The 15,683-nt window shown below is 65.5% G+C and carries 16 protein-coding genes; 4 read left to right on the top strand and 12 right to left on the bottom strand.

Annotated elements, in window-relative coordinates; genetic code table 11:
• Positions 1-5: 5 nt before the first annotated feature.
• Positions 6-1,184: a multidrug efflux RND transporter periplasmic adaptor subunit SmeD gene (gene smeD / locus ACPEH8_RS07060; RefSeq protein WP_017356652.1), complete on the bottom strand. Its 1,179-nt coding sequence runs from the start codon at positions 1,182-1,184 to the stop codon at positions 6-8.
• A gap of 234 nt (positions 1,185-1,418) precedes the next feature.
• Between smeD and ACPEH8_RS07055 the strand changes: the two genes are divergently transcribed.
• Both ACPEH8_RS07055 and ACPEH8_RS07050 read left to right on the top strand, forming a co-directional pair.
• Positions 1,419-2,087: a TetR family transcriptional regulator gene (locus ACPEH8_RS07055; RefSeq protein WP_017356653.1), complete on the top strand. Its 669-nt coding sequence runs from the start codon at positions 1,419-1,421 to the stop codon at positions 2,085-2,087.
• A gap of 230 nt (positions 2,088-2,317) precedes the next feature.
• On the top strand, positions 2,318-2,893 hold the full coding sequence (locus ACPEH8_RS07050) for a CPBP family intramembrane glutamic endopeptidase (RefSeq protein WP_313218016.1): 576 nt from the start codon (positions 2,318-2,320) through the stop codon (positions 2,891-2,893).
• A gap of 827 nt (positions 2,894-3,720) precedes the next feature.
• Here the strand turns inward: ACPEH8_RS07050 and ACPEH8_RS07045 are convergent.
• Positions 3,721-4,104: a hypothetical protein gene (locus ACPEH8_RS07045; RefSeq protein ID WP_423666382.1), complete on the bottom strand. Its 384-nt coding sequence runs from the start codon at positions 4,102-4,104 to the stop codon at positions 3,721-3,723.
• A gap of 691 nt (positions 4,105-4,795) precedes the next feature.
• Complete coding sequence (locus ACPEH8_RS07040; protein ID WP_423666380.1) at positions 4,796-5,305, bottom strand: hypothetical protein; 510 nt, start codon at positions 5,303-5,305, stop codon at positions 4,796-4,798.
• Between ACPEH8_RS07040 and ACPEH8_RS07035 the strand changes: the two genes are divergently transcribed.
• Positions 5,299-5,517 carry a hypothetical protein gene (locus tag ACPEH8_RS07035; protein WP_423666378.1) on the top strand — a complete coding sequence of 73 codons (219 nt, stop codon included), beginning with the start codon at positions 5,299-5,301 and terminating at the stop codon, positions 5,515-5,517. The two genes, ACPEH8_RS07040 and ACPEH8_RS07035, sit on opposite strands and share 7 nt — an antisense overlap.
• A gap of 176 nt (positions 5,518-5,693) precedes the next feature.
• Here the strand turns inward: ACPEH8_RS07035 and ACPEH8_RS07030 are convergent, their stop codons facing one another.
• The 9 genes from ACPEH8_RS07030 to ACPEH8_RS06990 all read right to left on the bottom strand — a co-directional run bounded on the left by ACPEH8_RS07030 (position 5,694) and on the right by ACPEH8_RS06990 (position 14,283).
• Positions 5,694-6,446 carry a hypothetical protein gene (locus ACPEH8_RS07030; protein ID WP_229296487.1) on the bottom strand — a complete coding sequence of 251 codons (753 nt, stop codon included), beginning with the start codon at positions 6,444-6,446 and terminating at the stop codon, positions 5,694-5,696.
• 352 nt (positions 6,447-6,798) lie between these two features.
• Positions 6,799-8,175, bottom strand: coding sequence for an ATP-dependent protease ATPase subunit HslU (gene hslU, locus ACPEH8_RS07025; protein ID WP_423666376.1), 1,377 nt, complete (start codon positions 8,173-8,175; stop codon positions 6,799-6,801).
• Positions 8,176-8,285: 110 nt separating this feature from the next.
• A complete protein-coding gene (gene hslV / locus ACPEH8_RS07020) occupies positions 8,286-8,837 on the bottom strand; it encodes an ATP-dependent protease subunit HslV (protein WP_017356659.1) in 552 nt (183 codons plus the stop codon).
• Positions 8,838-8,928: 91 nt separating this feature from the next.
• On the bottom strand, positions 8,929-9,819 hold the full coding sequence (gene xerC / locus ACPEH8_RS07015; RefSeq protein WP_136005182.1) for a tyrosine recombinase XerC: 891 nt from the start codon (positions 9,817-9,819) through the stop codon (positions 8,929-8,931).
• A gap of 20 nt (positions 9,820-9,839) precedes the next feature.
• Positions 9,840-10,517: a DUF484 family protein gene (locus ACPEH8_RS07010; RefSeq protein WP_026070861.1), complete on the bottom strand. Its 678-nt coding sequence runs from the start codon at positions 10,515-10,517 to the stop codon at positions 9,840-9,842.
• Complete coding sequence (gene dapF, locus ACPEH8_RS07005) at positions 10,514-11,365, bottom strand: diaminopimelate epimerase (RefSeq protein WP_423666373.1); 852 nt, start codon at positions 11,363-11,365, stop codon at positions 10,514-10,516. The genes ACPEH8_RS07010 and dapF overlap by 4 nt, the downstream gene beginning before the upstream one ends.
• Positions 11,358-11,606: an LPS translocon maturation chaperone LptM gene (lptM, locus tag ACPEH8_RS07000; RefSeq protein WP_153164798.1), complete on the bottom strand. Its 249-nt coding sequence runs from the start codon at positions 11,604-11,606 to the stop codon at positions 11,358-11,360. The genes dapF and lptM overlap by 8 nt, the downstream gene beginning before the upstream one ends.
• Positions 11,607-11,670: 64 nt before the next feature.
• Complete coding sequence (locus ACPEH8_RS06995) at positions 11,671-12,102, bottom strand: YbaN family protein (protein ID WP_017356664.1); 432 nt, start codon at positions 12,100-12,102, stop codon at positions 11,671-11,673.
• A gap of 60 nt (positions 12,103-12,162) precedes the next feature.
• The gene (locus ACPEH8_RS06990; protein WP_153164799.1) at positions 12,163-14,283 is read right to left on the bottom strand and encodes a S9 family peptidase; all 2,121 of its coding nucleotides are present in this window, start codon (positions 14,281-14,283) and stop codon (positions 12,163-12,165) included.
• A gap of 111 nt (positions 14,284-14,394) precedes the next feature.
• Here ACPEH8_RS06990 and ACPEH8_RS06985 point away from each other — a divergent pair, with 111 nt between their 5' ends.
• Positions 14,395-15,588 (top strand): pyridoxal phosphate-dependent aminotransferase, encoded by a 1,194-nt coding sequence (locus tag ACPEH8_RS06985; RefSeq protein WP_153164800.1) that lies wholly within the window; start codon positions 14,395-14,397, stop codon positions 15,586-15,588.
• Positions 15,589-15,683: the final 95 nt, after the last annotated feature.

The following is a 15,683-nucleotide window of genomic DNA, read 5'->3' as shown; positions in this document are numbered from 1 at the left end:
TCCGCTTACTGCTTGTCGGCCGGAGCCGCCGGCGCAGCGGCCGGCTTGGCCGGCGCAGCGCCCATCTCGGTGGCCTGCACGGGCATGCCCGGCTGGATCTTCTGCAGCCCTTCGACAATGACCTTGTCGCCGGCCTTCAGGCCGTCCTCGACCAGCCACTTGCTGCCGACCGCACGGCTGACCTTGACCGGCCGCACTTCGACCTTGTTGTCCTTGCCGACCACCATCGCGGTGGTATCGCCCTTGGGATCGCGCGCCACGCCCTGCATCGGCACCAGCAGGCCGTTCTCGCGCACGCCGCTGCCGACCTGCGCACGCACGTACATGCCCGGCATCAGGATCTGGTCGGGGTTGTCGACCTTGACCCGCATCGCGTAGCTGCCGGTGGTGGGATCGACGCTGACTTCGGAGAATTCCAGCGTGCCCTTGTGGGCGAACTCGGTGCCGTCATCGAGCAGGATGGTCACCGGCAGGCTCTGGTTGTCCTGCAGGCGGCCGGTGGCCAGTTCGCGACGCATCTGCAGCAGTTCGCTGGCCGACTGGGTCAGGTCGACGTAGATCGGGTCGAGCTGCTGCACGGTGGCCAGCGCCTCGGCCTGGCCGGCGCTGACCAGCGCGCCCTGGGTGACCGAGGACTTGCCGATGCGGCCGCTGATCGGCGCGGTGATGCGCGCATAGCCGAGGGTGACATTGGCCGCATCCAGCGCGGCGCGGGCGGCGCCGACGTCGGCCTCGGCCTGCTTCAGCGCCGCGATCGCGTTTTCGTTGTCCTGGGTGCTGACCGCATCGACCTTGGCCAGCTCGGCAATGCGCCGCGCGCTCAGGCGGGCCGCATTGGCGGTGGCTTCGGCGCGGGCCAGCTGGGCGCGGGCGCTGTTGGCCTGGGCGCGGTAGCTGGCGTCGTCGATCTGGTACAGCGCCTGCCCGGCGTTGACCAGCCCACCTTCGGTGAACAGGCGCTTGGCCACGATGCCGCTGACCTGCGGGCGCACTTCGGCCACCAGGAAGGCAGTGGTGCGGCCCGGCAGTTCACGGGTCAGCCCGACCTGCTCGGCTTTCAGGGTGGCCACGGTGACCTGGCCGGGACCGCCCTGCGGCCCCTCCGGGGCACCGCCGCCGCAGGCGGACACGGTCAGGGCGATCGCGAGGGACAGCGCGAGGAAGCGATAGGGGGATCGGGACATGGCAGCGTGGGCTCACAGGTACGAATAAGGGGCACCCCGCCACGAACTCCACCAATAAAGCAGCGAATCACGGCCAACAGGGCGACAAATGCAGACAAAACCTGGCTGAGTGCCTGCCGGCGCAAGGCAGGCGGTGCTTGGCGAGGATCAGTGGGGCGCAAATATACATACATGCATGTTTGTTTGTAAAGCGGTACAATTCAGGCCGGTTTCATCCAGCACCTGCGTAGCGCAATGGCCAGAAAAACCAAAGAAGAGGCGCAGGCCACCCGCGAAGGCATCCTTGATGCCGCCCAGGCCTGTTTCCATGAATACGGGGTCGCCGGCACCAGCCTGGCGATGATCGGCGCGCGGGCGGGCTTTACCCGCGGTGCGGTGTACTGGCACTTCAAGAACAAGACCGAAGTGCTGACGGCCATGATCGACCGCGAGCGCATCCCGTTCATCGAACGCCTGCGCCGCACGACCTCCTCCAAGCGCTCCACACCCGTACTGGACCTGCGCTCGGCGCTGCTGGTGTCCTTCCAGGAACTGGCCGACGACGAACGCCTGCGCAACATGATGGAGATCATGCTGCGCAACGATCTGTCGGTGGAGAGCCAGGCAATGCAGCAGCTGCAGCTGGAGGCCTCGCGCGAGGAGCTGGCCATCTTCGCGGCCGCCTTCCAGCGCGCACGCGACCTCGGGCAGCTGCGTGACGGCGTGGACGTGGACACGGTGGCCCGCATCGTCAGCACCAGCCTGACCGGCGTGCTGTACAGCGCGATGCTGGAACCGGAGCTGTTCGAGATCAAACGCGACGGGGCGGAGACCCTGGACGCGATCCTCAGCGCGTTCGTGAAGCCGGGTGTGTTCACCCCGGGTGCCGCGCCGACGGCGCTGCCGACCGACGACGAGGCGTAGTGCCGGCCGCTGGCCGGCTCCTCGGATTGCATGGGTTCCCTGGGTGCCGGCTCCGCCGGGCGGCCTCATGCAGTCAGGCGGACAGCCGGTGGGCATCGGTTCCGTGGGTTTGGCCGTCCGGCGCGGGTTTGCGGGACACCCCGTGAATCCGTCCCTGGAGGCTCGTCAAACACACCCCTGATCTAGACGGTCCCGCAAACCCGCCCCGGCCGGCCTTCGGCAGGTGGCCGATGACCACCGAAGATCAAAGGCACCGCATTGCAGCGGTAGCGGATGCTGGCGTAGTTGTGCCAAACAGCGTTCTCAGTCTGCTGCACATCGGTTTGCTGCTACTGAGCTTCATGTTCCAGGCGAGCGTGGAGGAAGTCATCTTCCGCGGCTGGATGCTGTCGGCGGTGGCGCGCAAGACCAATGTCGCGGTGGCCGTGCTGCTGGTGTCGCTCGTTTTCTGCTTCCTGCATTTCAGTCCGCACCAGCCGCCCCTGGTCATACTCAGCACGTTCCTGTTCTCGCTGCTCGCCTGCGCCTGGACGTTGCGGACCGGTAGTATCTGGGTCGTGATGGGCTGGCACACGGGGTGGAACTGGTTGCTCGCGACCGGCTTCGAACTGCCCGTCACCGGCATCGATGCGCACTTGCCGGCGCTGCTGGTGGCGCTGCGCCCGCAAGGCCTCGACACCCTGACCGGTGGCGCGCAAGGGCCGGAAGGCAGTTACCTGTGCAGCGTCTTCTTCGTTGCCGCGATCGCGTGCATCCAGTGGCGAAAGACGCGCGGGGCTCAGAACTTCTCGCCGACCAACAGGTAACGTCACTGCCCGGGCGGCATGTGTCCACTCTGGGCGCTCGTCTCCAGGCCTGCGCCGGATGGGTTCAACATCCGCACCCCGTCATCGCTGGACATTGTGTCGATCCATGCTCACTGGGAGCATAGAACCCGGGGAGAGATTGCCAGGGCGTTGGGCCTGGATTTGAACGCTGTGCGCTCCCCACCGTTCTCCGACATGCGCCGTATGCGAAACAGTCTTCTACACGCGTGTGGCTGGGCGGAGAGCTCCAAGCACTTTGACGTCCTGCAATGGTTCAACAAAGGCGATGTGGTCGTGCTGAACCCTGACTGCTTCCGCGAAAGCATGGATCGCCCAAGGGGCTTTCCAGATGCTGTCCATACTCCCGGATTCGATCCGCTCCCGGGCCTCAAGCGGTAACACTCGGAAGTACCGCGCTGTAGTTGTGAAGGCCTCTCACGACACTTCCCTCTACTGCACAGGACAGGTCGAGCGCGCACGTGCCTCGATTATGCTTGTGCATTCAGATGGTGATCCTCCACAGCTGTCAGCGTGCAACAGCTTTCCATCTTCGCGCAAAAGTACGTAGTAGACACGCGTGCGCACACGCTCTCCAGTGCCGATGTCATATCCACTTACGGCCGAAACAACTCGAGCGCTGCAGTTCAGCTTTGAAAGCGGCGAAAGGCGGCCCTCGGCCACTCCAGCTATCGCCGACATGTATTCAGCAGCTAAAGAACTGTCTGGTTGATCGTTGATGGATTTCTCCGAAACGGCCTCCTCGCTTCCGCATCCCTGCATCAAGCCGCCAATCAACGTGAGCGCCAACGCGCGGTATGTCACTACGTTCATTTTACATGGCACGCGGCGCGTGCTGCATCAATCATCACCTTGCTGCATTCCTGCAGGCCAAGTGCGCAAGTCCCAGACGACAAATAGCGCCCCCCAGAATCGGTCAGCGCGTAGAATACTCTCCACGCTCTTGTGCTCGGCTTCGGAAACTCTACTTGTACAGTTATCAGCTGTAGTTCAATGGCTGGTCCTTCAGGGACGCTATCCTTTGCCAATGCACCTTGCACATTAACTTCGTAGTGCTGTGCGAGACTGCTATGGGATTCGTGGTTGATCACGGAATAGTTGCAGCCTTGCGGGCTGCTGCATGACGTTGCGCTCAAAGCTGCAACGACAACCACAGTGATGCCTGAAATTCGTAGCGAGTTGTGCGCGGTCACGTTTGGTGCTCCTGCCATCACTTTCAGGAGAATTGTCGATCCAATCGTTTTGCGTCCAGCCTTCCTTCCGCTCGGAACACGCCCTTGAAGTCGCTGAGCTTAAGCTTCTGTGTAGTGTCGTTGCGAGTGATTCCATTTTCATTGGAAGCTCGAAGCCTAGTGCCCGAGCGATTCGCCATGACGTGATCGTCAGTGTAGCCGTCCTTGTAGGTTGCTGCCCTGGGAAGTGGCCGGGGGCGGCAGTGCCACATTGACCGTGGCAAACCCCGACCAAGCCCCACAATTGACGAAGTTGCAAGCCTGCACCCGGTAGGCATAGCTGCCATTGCCTCGGCTGACCCCGACCGACGTGGGGCCATCAGACAACAGCGTGACCCAGCCCGCACCGTTGGCGCTTTCCTGCAGGGTGTAGCGGGTCGCGCCGGCGACGGGGTTCCAGCCAATGCCGATGCTGCCCGGACCCACACGGGTGGGGGCACTTGGACTGGGGGCGGCCGTCAGCGGGTATGTCACGGCGGTGGTGGCGGTGGCGCTGTAGCCCGTGCAGCCGGCCGAACTGCTGACCGGCGCGCGGTAGTCGAGCTACGGGTACGTTGTTGGCTCGTGCTCCCCGAGCGAATATTGGAGTACTGGATCAGAGTCGCGTGGCTGCCGTTTGTGCCCGGTCTGCAATCGACCCCGATCAAGACACCTACCTCGAGGCCGCGGATTCGTCAGTTCCAAATCCTCGCCCATCTACAGACCAGTACACCTCGGAGATAGGCTGGTTGACGAACCTGAACATCACGAGCCCACGTTCAGGGCTGTAGAAGTACTCGGTCCCATGACGTGAAATCACGAAGGTGTGGATCTCGTCGCCGAGTATGCGCAACGTGCGCTCGCCCTCTAGCTTGAAAATGAGATCCCCATCTCCACATTCCCATTCCTTCGCGCGCATCTCCGGATCGGTCGGTGCGCAGAAACTCATCCGCGTTGTCTTGAAGCACCGGCTGCGATTGGCAGGGCACGCTTCAATTTTGGTCACTGTCGCAGGGTAAACAAGCGTCTTCTTGTCCAGATCAATTGTGATCGCGGAGGTTTCGAAGGATAGATCTGAGACGCTTTCATAGCGATACTGTCCTGCGTCCCCACCATACTGTGGAAGAGCGGACTGGGCGTTAGCCACCGCGAAGAGGGTTGCGAGCACTGTAGGAAATGTCATCTTTCAATCCTGGGCTTGACCAGCAGTTCTTCGTCTTTGGAAAGTATCTCTACGGCACGATCACTTGCCATGTTCTCGGCACCTGCGGCGGAGTCCATCCTAAGGTTTTCTGCGTTTCCATGACCAGCGAATTCATGGACGCCAAATGCGGCCTTGGCAGTGTCTCCGCCCTGGGCAACCAAGCCACCGTTCATTTTCAGTTCGCCCGGTAACTCTAGAGCCTGAATCTTATTGCTTAGCGTAGTCTGAACTTGATCCACTTTACCGTCTACGAGTCTAGCTGTCGTTTCACCTGCGGCACCCGTGGATGGAGCTGCGGCGGCCGTAGTGTCTATTTTTACCTTCCAGTTCTTCAGGTTTCCAATTTCAGCGGGGCTTCCGCCTGCTCTTACGCCTCGCGCTGTGAGATTGCTGGGCTAGTTTGGGCGCGCAGCGGCTGGGCGGTGTTGCCGTCGAACTCGGTACGCGACTGCTCGATGCCGTTGACGATGCCGCGGGCGGTCTGCCCGCGCACCCACAGCTGCGCATTGTCGTAGTACTCCGTGCTGCTGCTGCGGCTGAAGCCGGCGTTGTTGGATTCCACCACGGCGACTTCGCGGATGGACGCATCAAACGTCTGCACCTGACGGGTGAACAACACGCCGTCCTGCTGCACGGTGGTGCTCTGTACCGGGCGATTGAGGTGCTCGCCCAGTTCGGTGGCTCCATACTTCAGGTTGCGGCCGGCGGCCTGCGGGAACGGCGCGCTGGGCAACTGCGCGTTGGGGTAGTAGCTGTTCCGGTCCACGCGAACCACGTTGCCGCCGCTGGTGGTGGTAGTGCCCAGCAGCAGGCCGTCGTTGTAGGCGACTTCCTTGCCGAACTCGTAGGTCTTGATCACGCCATCGGGTAAGGGTTCGATCGTTATCTTGGGTTCCGACTGACCTGCAGGAATCATGGGCCACCCTTGCTGAGTCAGGTTCCGGTCGTATTCCCACCCCAGGTTGGTGTACTGGTATGTCCATTGCGCGGTGGGCATGCCCGGGCCACTGATGGTCTTGGTGACCAGCGACATGGCATCCCGGTAGATGGGCGTCATGTTCCAGCCGTCGGCGATCAGCTGCTCATCGCCGGAGGTAATGAAACGTGAGAGGCGCGCCAATGGGTTGGAGTTGCCAAATTTGGCAAAATGGCAAACCGGGAGCGCGACGCGCGGTTTCCCTGCACCGATGTCAGAGTTTTCTGATCGCCGTGGCGCATGGTGCGCAGCGCATGGATCCGCCGAGACGGGTCGCATGAAGGGCACGGGGCGATTCCGTGGATGCCGGACGAACGTAGGTAGCGTCGGTCGCGCGACGACTGCCGATTACCCCAATCGCCCGTTCAACGCATGGCCCCCAATCGAATACGCCGTTGACCTTGCCCCCGCAAACCCGCACCGTCCCGCCAAAGCCGAGCCAACGAAAAAAAGGCGGCACCGAAGTGCCGCCCTTTCAATTCATGCCACCCTCCCCTTACAGGATGTAGCGGCTCAGATCCGGATCCTGCACCAGCTCGCCAAGATGGGCGTCCACGTAGGCGTGGTCGATGCTGATCGTCTCGCCGTCGCGGTCCGGGGCCTCGTAGCTGAGCGAATCGAGCAGTCGCTCGAGCACCGTGTGGAGGCGGCGGGCACCGATGTTTTCCTGCCGCTCGTTGACCTGGAACGCGATCTCGGCCAAGCGGTCGACCGCATCGGCGGTGAACGCCACCGACACGCCCTCGGTGAGCAGCAGCGCTTCGTACTGCTTGGTCAGCGCGGCCTTCGGCTCGGTCAGGATGCGCACGAAGTCGTTCTTGCTGAGCGCGCCCAGTTCCACCCGGATCGGGAAGCGGCCCTGCAGCTCGGGGATCAGGTCGCTGGGCTTGGCCAGGTGAAACGCACCGGAGGCGATGAACAGGATGTGGTCGGTCTTGACCGTGCCGTACTTGGTGGACACGTTGGAGCCTTCCACCAGCGGCAGCAGGTCGCGCTGCACGCCTTCGCGCGACACGTCGCCACCGGACGCACCAGCTTCGCCGCGCTTGGCGACTTTGTCGATCTCGTCGATGAACACGATGCCGTGCTGCTCGCACGCTTCGATCGCCGCGCTGCGGATGTCGTCTTCGTTGACCAGCTTGCCGGCCTCTTCCTCGATCAGCAGCGGGCGCGCGGCCTTGATGCTCAGCGTGCGCTTCTGCGCCTTGGCGCCGCCCATGCTGGAGAACATCTGGCGCAGCTGCTGGCCCATTTCCTCCATGCCCGGCGGGGTCATGATGTCCACGCCAACATTGGCCGAGACTTCCAGCTCGATCTCGCGCGCGTCCAGTTCGCCATTGCGCAGCATGCGGCGGAACTTGATCCGCGTTTCATTGTCCTGCGCGGACGGCTCATTGCGTGCGGCCTCGGCATCGAAGCCGATACCGGTGCTGCGGCGCGGCAGCAGCGCATCGAGGATGCGGTCCTCGGCGCGCTCTTCGGCCTGATTGCGCACGCGCACCTTGGCCTGCTCGCGATACAGCTTGACCGCCGTGTCGGCGAGGTCGCGGATGATCTGCTCCACATCCTTGCCGACGTAGCCGACCTCGGTGAAGCGGGTCGCTTCGACCTTTACGAACGGCGCGTTGGCCAGCGTGGCCAGGCGGCGCGCGATTTCGGTCTTGCCGACGCCGGTCGGGCCGATCATCAGGATGTTCTTGGGCATGACTTCGTTGCGCAGCTCGGCCGGCAACTGCATGCGGCGCCAGCGGTTGCGCAGCGCGATGGCGACCGCGCGCTTGGCATCATGCTGGCCGACGATGTGCCGATCCAGTTCCTGCACGATCTCGCGCGGGGTCATGGTGGCGGAAGAAACTTCAATCTTGTGCGGCATGGGTGTGCTCACGAGTGAATGTGGTTGATCGAGATTGCCGGCCAGCGGCCGGCACTACGCCATGTATCGGGTCGGCGCCGTGGCAGTGCCGGCCGCTGGCCGGCGCTCCGTTACAGCTCTTCAACCACCACATTGCGATTGGTGTAGATACAGATGTCGCCGGCGATGTTGATCGATTCGGTGGCGATGGTGCGGGCGTCCAGTTCGGTGTGCGCCAGCAGCGCGCGCGCGGCCGACAACGCGTAGGAGCCGCCCGAGCCGATGGCGATGATGCCGTCCTCCGGCTCGATCACGTCACCGGTGCCGCTGATGATCAGCGAGGTGTCCTTGTCGGCTACCGCGAGCAGGGCCTCCAGCTTGCCAAGGCGGCGCTCGGTGCGCCAATCTTTGGCCAGCTCGACGGCGGCGCGCTGCAGCTGCCCGTGTTTTTCCAGCTTGGCTTCGAACAGCTCGAACAGGGTGAAGGCATCGGCGGCGGCACCGGCGAAACCGGCCAGTACCTGGCCCTCACGGCCCAGACGGCGCACCTTGCGGGCGTTGCCCTTCATCACCGTGTGGCCGAGCGTGACCTGGCCATCGCCGGCGACGGCGACGTGACCGTTGCGGCGCACCGAAATGATGGTGGTGGCGTGAAAAACGTTGGGGTTCTGACTGGGGTCCATGTGGCCTCCGGGGTGACAGAGACTGAGGTGGGGTCGTTGCCCCGGGCTTCAAGCCACCCTGCCCTGCGCCCCGCTGACGCACCGGATCGATTCAGCTTTCGTTGCTGCTTCGCCGCCGTTTCGCGCGCGGGTGGGCCGCGTCATAGACCTTGGCCAGGTGCTGGAAATCCAGATGGGTGTAGATCTGCGTCGTGGCGATATCGGCATGGCCAAGCAGCTCCTGCACGCCGCGCAGGTCACCGGACGATTCCAGAATGTGGCTGGCAAAGCTGTGCCGCAGCATGTGCGGATGCACGTGCTTGAACAGGCCTTGGCGCTGGGCGAGCTGGCGGATGCGGATCTGCACCGCACGCTGGGTGATCGGACCGCCGTTGCGCCCCGGAAACACCGGTGCGTCGGCAGCGCCACCACATTCGGCGTGCCACGCCTGCAGGGCAGCGCGTGCGTGCGAACCGAACGGGACGCGTCGCTGGCGGTTGCCCTTGCCCAGCACGTTGACCAGGCCGGTCGCGAAATCCAGGTCGCGCCAGATCAGCGCGCACAGCTCGCTCAGGCGCAGGCCCGAGGAATAGAACAATTCCAGCAGTGCGCGATCGCGCATGCCGAGGGGCGCATCGGTCGGCAGTTCGACCAGACGCACCGCTTCGTCGGCGTCCAGCACCTGTGGCAGTTTGCGTGGCGCCTTGGGCGCCTTCAGGGTGGCGGCAGGGCTGACCTCGATGCGACGGTGCCGCAGCAGCCAGCCATAGAAACTGCGGCAAGCCGACAGCCGGCGCTGCAGTGAGGTCGGCGACAGGCCGCGACGGTGCTCGGCAGCGATGAACTGGCGCAGCTGCTCGCTGTCCAGGGTCTCGATCGCCGCGCCCTGCGCCTGCGCCCATGCCGATACCGCCTCCAGGTCACGGCGGTAGGCATCCAGCGTGTGCGCCGACATGCGGCGCTCCACCTGCAGGTGGGCGAGAAACGCGGCGACGGCGGTCATGGGCACGGCGCCGTGGCGGGTCAGGCCGGGTCGAAGCGCGCCAGCGCGACCACCAGCGCTTCCCCCATCATGCGCAGGAACAGCGTGCCCATGCCGGGATAGAAGCGGTTGCCGTCGCGGCTGCCGACCGCGATCAGGCCCACGCCCGGCAGCGGCAGCAGCGCGCTGGACTGCACATCATCCACGCGGTCGCCGTACAGCAGCGCGTTCTTTTCCGGCTGCAGCCGCCCGCAGATGGGCTCGCCGTCGCCAAGGCAATCGCGGAACGACGACAGCGCCGGGCTGTCGGCGGCCACTATCTGCAACCACGGCGCCTGTTCCAGTCCGGCGACCGGCTTCAGCAGCACCAGGCGGACCAGGTCGCCGGCGAAATCCTCTTCCAGCGAGGCCGCCATCGCGCGCAGCGTGTCACCGGCGCTGGACTGCTTCATCAGCGCCAAGGTGAGCTGGTGCGTGCGCACGGCCAGGCGCTCGTTGATCTGCGCGTTGGCGGCCAGGTCGGCCAGCCGACGCTGCAGCTCGCGGTTCTTGTCGCGCAGCACCTCCAGCTGGTAGCTGGCCAGCGACGCGGTCGGGCCGTCATCGCGCGGCACCACCAGGGTCAGGGCCAGGTCCGGGAACTGCTTCAGGAAGGTCGGGTGACGCCGCAGCCAGGCGGCGACTTCGTGCGCTCCGATTTTCTCGACGGTCTCGCTCATGCGTTCCATTCCCCCTCGAAGACGAAGGCAGCCGGCCCGGACATCACGATCTGGGCGGTCGGGTCCGGCCAGCGGATGCGCAGGTCGCCACCGGGCAGCGACATGATGGCGTCACGTTCCAGCCGGCCGCGGTGCATCATCACCACCGCCGCCGCACAGGCACCGCTACCGCACGCCAGGGTCTCGCCAACGCCGCGCTCGTAGACGCGCAGGCGGGCGTGGCGTGGGTCCATGACCTGCACGAAGCCGACGTTCACCGACTGCGGGAAGGTGGCGTGCTGCTGCAGCAGCGGGCCGAGGCGCTCGACCGGTGCTGCATCCACCAGCCCGACTTCAATCACGGCGTGCGGATTGCCCATCGAGACCGCGCCGAAGCGCACGGTGTCCCCCTGCAGCGGCAGCAGATACTCCTCGCGGGCGTGTGCGAAACCGATCAACGGGACCTGGTCGGGCTCGAAGCGCGGCACGCCCATTGCCACGGCGTACTCATGCTCGCCCAGGCGCTCCACCGCGTGGGTGGTGACCGGGCTGTCGATCGCAAAGGCATCGCCGCTGGCGGCACCGTCGCGGACCAGCCAGGCCGCCACGCAGCGCGCGCCGTTGCCGCACTGCTGTGAACTGGAGCCGTCGGCGTTCCAGATCCGGTACGAGGCGACCGATCCGTCGGCCCTGGGCGGCTCGATGGTCAGGATCTGGTCGCAACCGACGCCGGTATGGCGATCGGCCAGGCGGGCCGCCAGCGCCGGATCCGGCGGCGGGCTGCCGTCGCGCAGATCCAGCACGATGAAGTCGTTGCCGGCACCGTGCATCTTGCTGAAGCGCAGTGCCCCGGGTGCCGCCTTATTCATTCCCGTCATCGGCCTTGAGTGCCGGCGCGTCGACCGGATCGGGCGCGACCGGGGTGGCACCGACGTCGGCATCGGACGCCGGCGGGGTGGCGGCCGGTTCGGCGGCCGGCTCGACCACTTCTTCGACCGGAACAGGCTTCTGCGGCATGACCAGAGGGCCCTTGTTGCCACAGGCCGACAGCACCAGCAGCGCCGAGGCGGCCAGCGTCAGGGAGATGAGGGTACGGGGGGATGTCTTCATGCCCCAAGTATAGCCATGCCCTCCACGGTAGTGCCGACCGCTGGCCGGCCACCTCAGCAGCGCCTCAGGATGACCGCGGCGGCAGCGGCCGGCTCCACAGCCACAGCGCGACGGCGGTCATGCAGCCGATCGACAGCCATTTGACCCAGGCGATGGGCACGCACCACAGCATGATCCCGGCGCAGACCGTCATGGTCAGCGTGGCCATCCACTTCGCGTAACGGCTGACCGCGCCGTGCGCCTGCCAGTTGCGTATGGCCGGACCGAACCGCGGATGCTGCATCAACCGGTTGTGCAGGCGCTCGGAGCCGCGCGAGGCGGCCCAGGCCGAAATGAGGATGAACACGGTGGTCGGCAGGCCCGGCACGAAGATGCCGACGATGCCGGTACCCAGGCTGACATACGCCAGCAGCCACCACGCCCAGCGGAAACGTACCGGCCGCCGCACGGGTGCGGGTGCGGCATCGGCAACGTCAGGGCGTTCTGGCAGGCTCATGCAGCCAGCATAACGAGCCGGGAAGGCGACCGCGATGGTCGCCTTCCGCTTGGCCGTGGATCAGTTCGTTGCGGGCGTGACGCCGAGCTGATCCAGCACGAACGCGTAGGACTCGGCCAGCTCGTGGTAGCGCTGGAAGCGCCCGGACTTGCCACCGTGGCCGGCTTCCATGTTGGTACGGAACACGATCGGATGGGTGCCGGTGTTGTCGTCGCGCAGCTTGGCCACCCACTTGGCCGGCTCCCAGTACTGCACCTGCGAATCCCACAGCCCGGTGCCCACGAACAACGCCGGGTACGCCTGCCGGCGCACGTTGTCATACGGCGAGTAGGTGAGCATGTAGTCGTAGTACTCGCGCTGCTCGGGATTGCCCCACTCGTCGTACTCGTTGGTGGTCAACGGGATGCTGGCATCGAGCATGGTGGTGACCACGTCCACGAACGGCACCTGCGCCACCATCACGCGGTAGTCCTGCGGTGCCTGGTTGGCCACCGCCCCCATCAGCAGACCACCGGCGCTGCCGCCGGACGCGGCCACGCGGTCCTTGGCGGCGTAGCCCTGGCGGACCAGCTCGCGGGTGACATCGACGAAGTCGTTGAAGGTGTTCTGCTTGTGCAGCAGCTTGCCGTTCTCGTACCAGGCCCGGCCCATTTCCTGGCCACCGCGGATGTGCGCGATGGCATAGACCACGCCGCGGTCGAGCAGGCTGACCACGGTCTGATTGAAGCCCGGGTCCATCGACATGCCGTAGCTGCCGTACGCGTACTGGTACAGCGCACCGGTGCCGTCCTTCCTGAAGCCATTGCGGTACACCAGCGAGACCGGCACCTTGACGCCATCGCGGGCGGTGACCCACACCCGCTCGGTGGTGTAGTTGGCCGGGTCGTAGCCGATCACCGGCTGCTGCTTGAGCTGGCGGCGTTCGCCGGTGACGGTGTTCAGTTCATAGGTGGTGGTGGGCGTGGTCAGCGAGGTGTAGGCGTAGCGCAGCCACGGGGTGTCGTGTTCCGGATTGGCGGCCAGACCCATCGAGTAGGCCGGTTCATCGGCCTTGACGTACTCCTGGCGACCGTCGGCGAACAGCAGGCGGATGCGCTCCAGCCCGTTGGAGCGCTCGGCGATGGCGCTGTAGCCATCGAACAGCTCGACGCCTTCGATCAGCACCGCCTCGTCGTGCGCCACCCAGTCCTTCCACTGGCTGCGTGTGGTGGCATCCGAGGGCGCGGTGACGATCTTGAAGTTGGTCGCACCGGCGTCATTGGTACGGATCACCCAGCGGCCATTGAAGTGGTCGGCGTCGTACTCGACGTCGCGCGCCCGCGGGGCGAGCACGGTGAAGGCCTGCGGATCGGCGGCCGGCGCGTAGCGCGTTTCCGAACTGACCGTGCTGTGCAGGTCGATGGTCAGGAACCGGTCGTCGCGGCTGCGGCCGACGCCCATGTAGAAGCTGTCGTCCTTCTCTTCGTAGACCAGCACGTCGCTGGCGACCGGCGTGCCCAGCACGTGCTTCTTCACCCGCACCGTGAGCAGCGTTTCCGGATCGTTCTCGACGTAGAACAGGGTGCGGTTGTCATCGGCCCAGACCACGTTCGGCGACACGTTCTCGATCCGGTCCGGCAGCACCTCACCGGTGCGCAGGTCCTTGAAGCGGATCACGTACTGGCGGCGGCCGACGTCGTCCTCGGCCCAGGCCAGCAGGTGGTTGTCCTGGCTGACGTCCATATCGCCGACGCTGAAGTAGCCCTTGCCGGCAGCCATCGCGTTGATGTCCAGCAGGATCTCTTCGGGCGATTCCATGCTGCCCTTGCGCCGGGCCTGGATCGGGTAATCCTTGCCGGTCTCGAAGCGGGTGTAGTACCAGTAGCCGCGCTCGCGCGCGGGCACGCTGGCATCGTCCTGCTTGATGCGCGCCACGATCTCCTTGTAGAGGGTGTCCTCCAGCGGCTTGAGCGGCGCCATCACCGTATCGGTGTACGCATTTTCCGCGTTCAGGTACGCCAGCATCGCCGGGTTCTCGCGCTTGTCGTCGCGCAGCCAGTAGTAATCGTCGCTGCGGGTGGCGCCGAACGGGGCCTTGACCGTATGCGGGTGCTTTTCGGCATCAGGCGCGGTGGGCGCGGGAGCGGCATGCGCGGAAGTGGTCATCAGGCTGGCAACCAGTAAACAAAGGACGGGTTTCACGAGATAAGGCTCCTGGCGGGGGAATGCAATGGCGTCCGTGTCCATGCAGTCTGCGGCGGTCGTTGGGCCGGCGGCAAGCGTGTCGTTGGTCACTGCGCCTATCATCGGGACATGATCACGCCCCCCACTCCCTCCGCGGCCGGCTACAGCCGCCGCAGCCAGGACATCGCCCCCTTCCACGTCATGTCGCTGCTGGCCCGCGCGCAGGCGCTGGAACAGGCCGGCCACGACGTCATCCACCTGGAGATCGGCGAGCCGGACTTCACTACCGCCGCCCCGATCGTGCAGGCCGGCCAGGCGGCCCTGGCGGCCGGGCATACCCGGTACACCGCCGCGCGCGGCCTGCCGGCCCTGCGCCAGGCCATCGCCGGTTTCTACCGGGACCGCTACCAGGTGCAGGTCGATCCCGAGCGGATCCTGATCACCCCCGGCGGTTCCGGCGCGCTGCTGCTGGCCAGCAGCCTGCTGGTCGATCCAGGCCGGCATTGGCTGCTGGCCGACCCGGGCTATCCGTGCAACCGGCATTTCCTGCGCCTGGTCGAAGGGGCCGCGCAGCTGGTGCCGGTCGGGCCGGAGACCGCCTACCAGCTGACGCCGTCCCTGGTGGAACAGCACTGGAACGCGGACAGCGTCGGCGCGCTGGTGGCCTCGCCGGCCAATCCCACCGGCACGGTGCTGTCGGCCGCGGACCTGGCGGCGCTGTCGCAGGCGCTGAAGGCGCGTGGCGGTCACCTGGTGGTCGATGAGATCTACCACGGCCTGACCTACGGCATGGACGCGCAGAGCGTGCTGCAGGTGGACGACGATGCGTTCGTGCTGAACAGCTTCTCCAAGTATTTCGGCATGACCGGCTGGCGTCTCGGCTGGCTGGTGGCCCCCCCGAAGGCCGTACCCGACCTGGAAAAGCTGGCGCAGAACCTGTACATCAGCGCGTCCAGCATCGCCCAGCACGCCGCGCTGGCCTGCTTCGAACCGGAAGCCCTGGCCATCTTCGAACAGCGCCGCGCCGCCTTCCGCGAACGCCGCGACTACCTGCTGCCGGCGCTGCGCGCGCTCGGCTTCCGCATCGACGTCGAGCCGGAAGGCGCGTTCTACCTGTACTGCGATGTGAGTGCCTTCACCGATGACGCGCAGGCGTTCTGCGCGCATTTCCTGGAGACCCAGCACGTGGCGTTCACCCCGGGTCTGGATTTCGGTCACCACCGGGCCAGCCAACACGTGCGGCTGGCGTACACCCAGCAGGTGCCGCGGCTGGAAGAAGCCGTGGCGCGTATCCGCCGCGGCCTGGAAACGTGGGTGCGTTGACCCCGCCGCGCGGCGCGGAACGACTCCAAAAAAAACGCCACGCATCGCTGCGTGGCGCTGAAGCTGGGGTGGAGCCAACCTGACGCCCCACCACC

The sequence above is a fragment of the Stenotrophomonas sp. NPDC077461 genome (genome assembly GCF_049545475.1).
Taxonomy (GTDB): domain Bacteria; phylum Pseudomonadota; class Gammaproteobacteria; order Xanthomonadales; family Xanthomonadaceae; genus Stenotrophomonas; species Stenotrophomonas nematodicola.
Note: the sequence above shows the minus strand (reverse complement) of the source record. Positions and strands in the feature narration are given on the sequence as shown.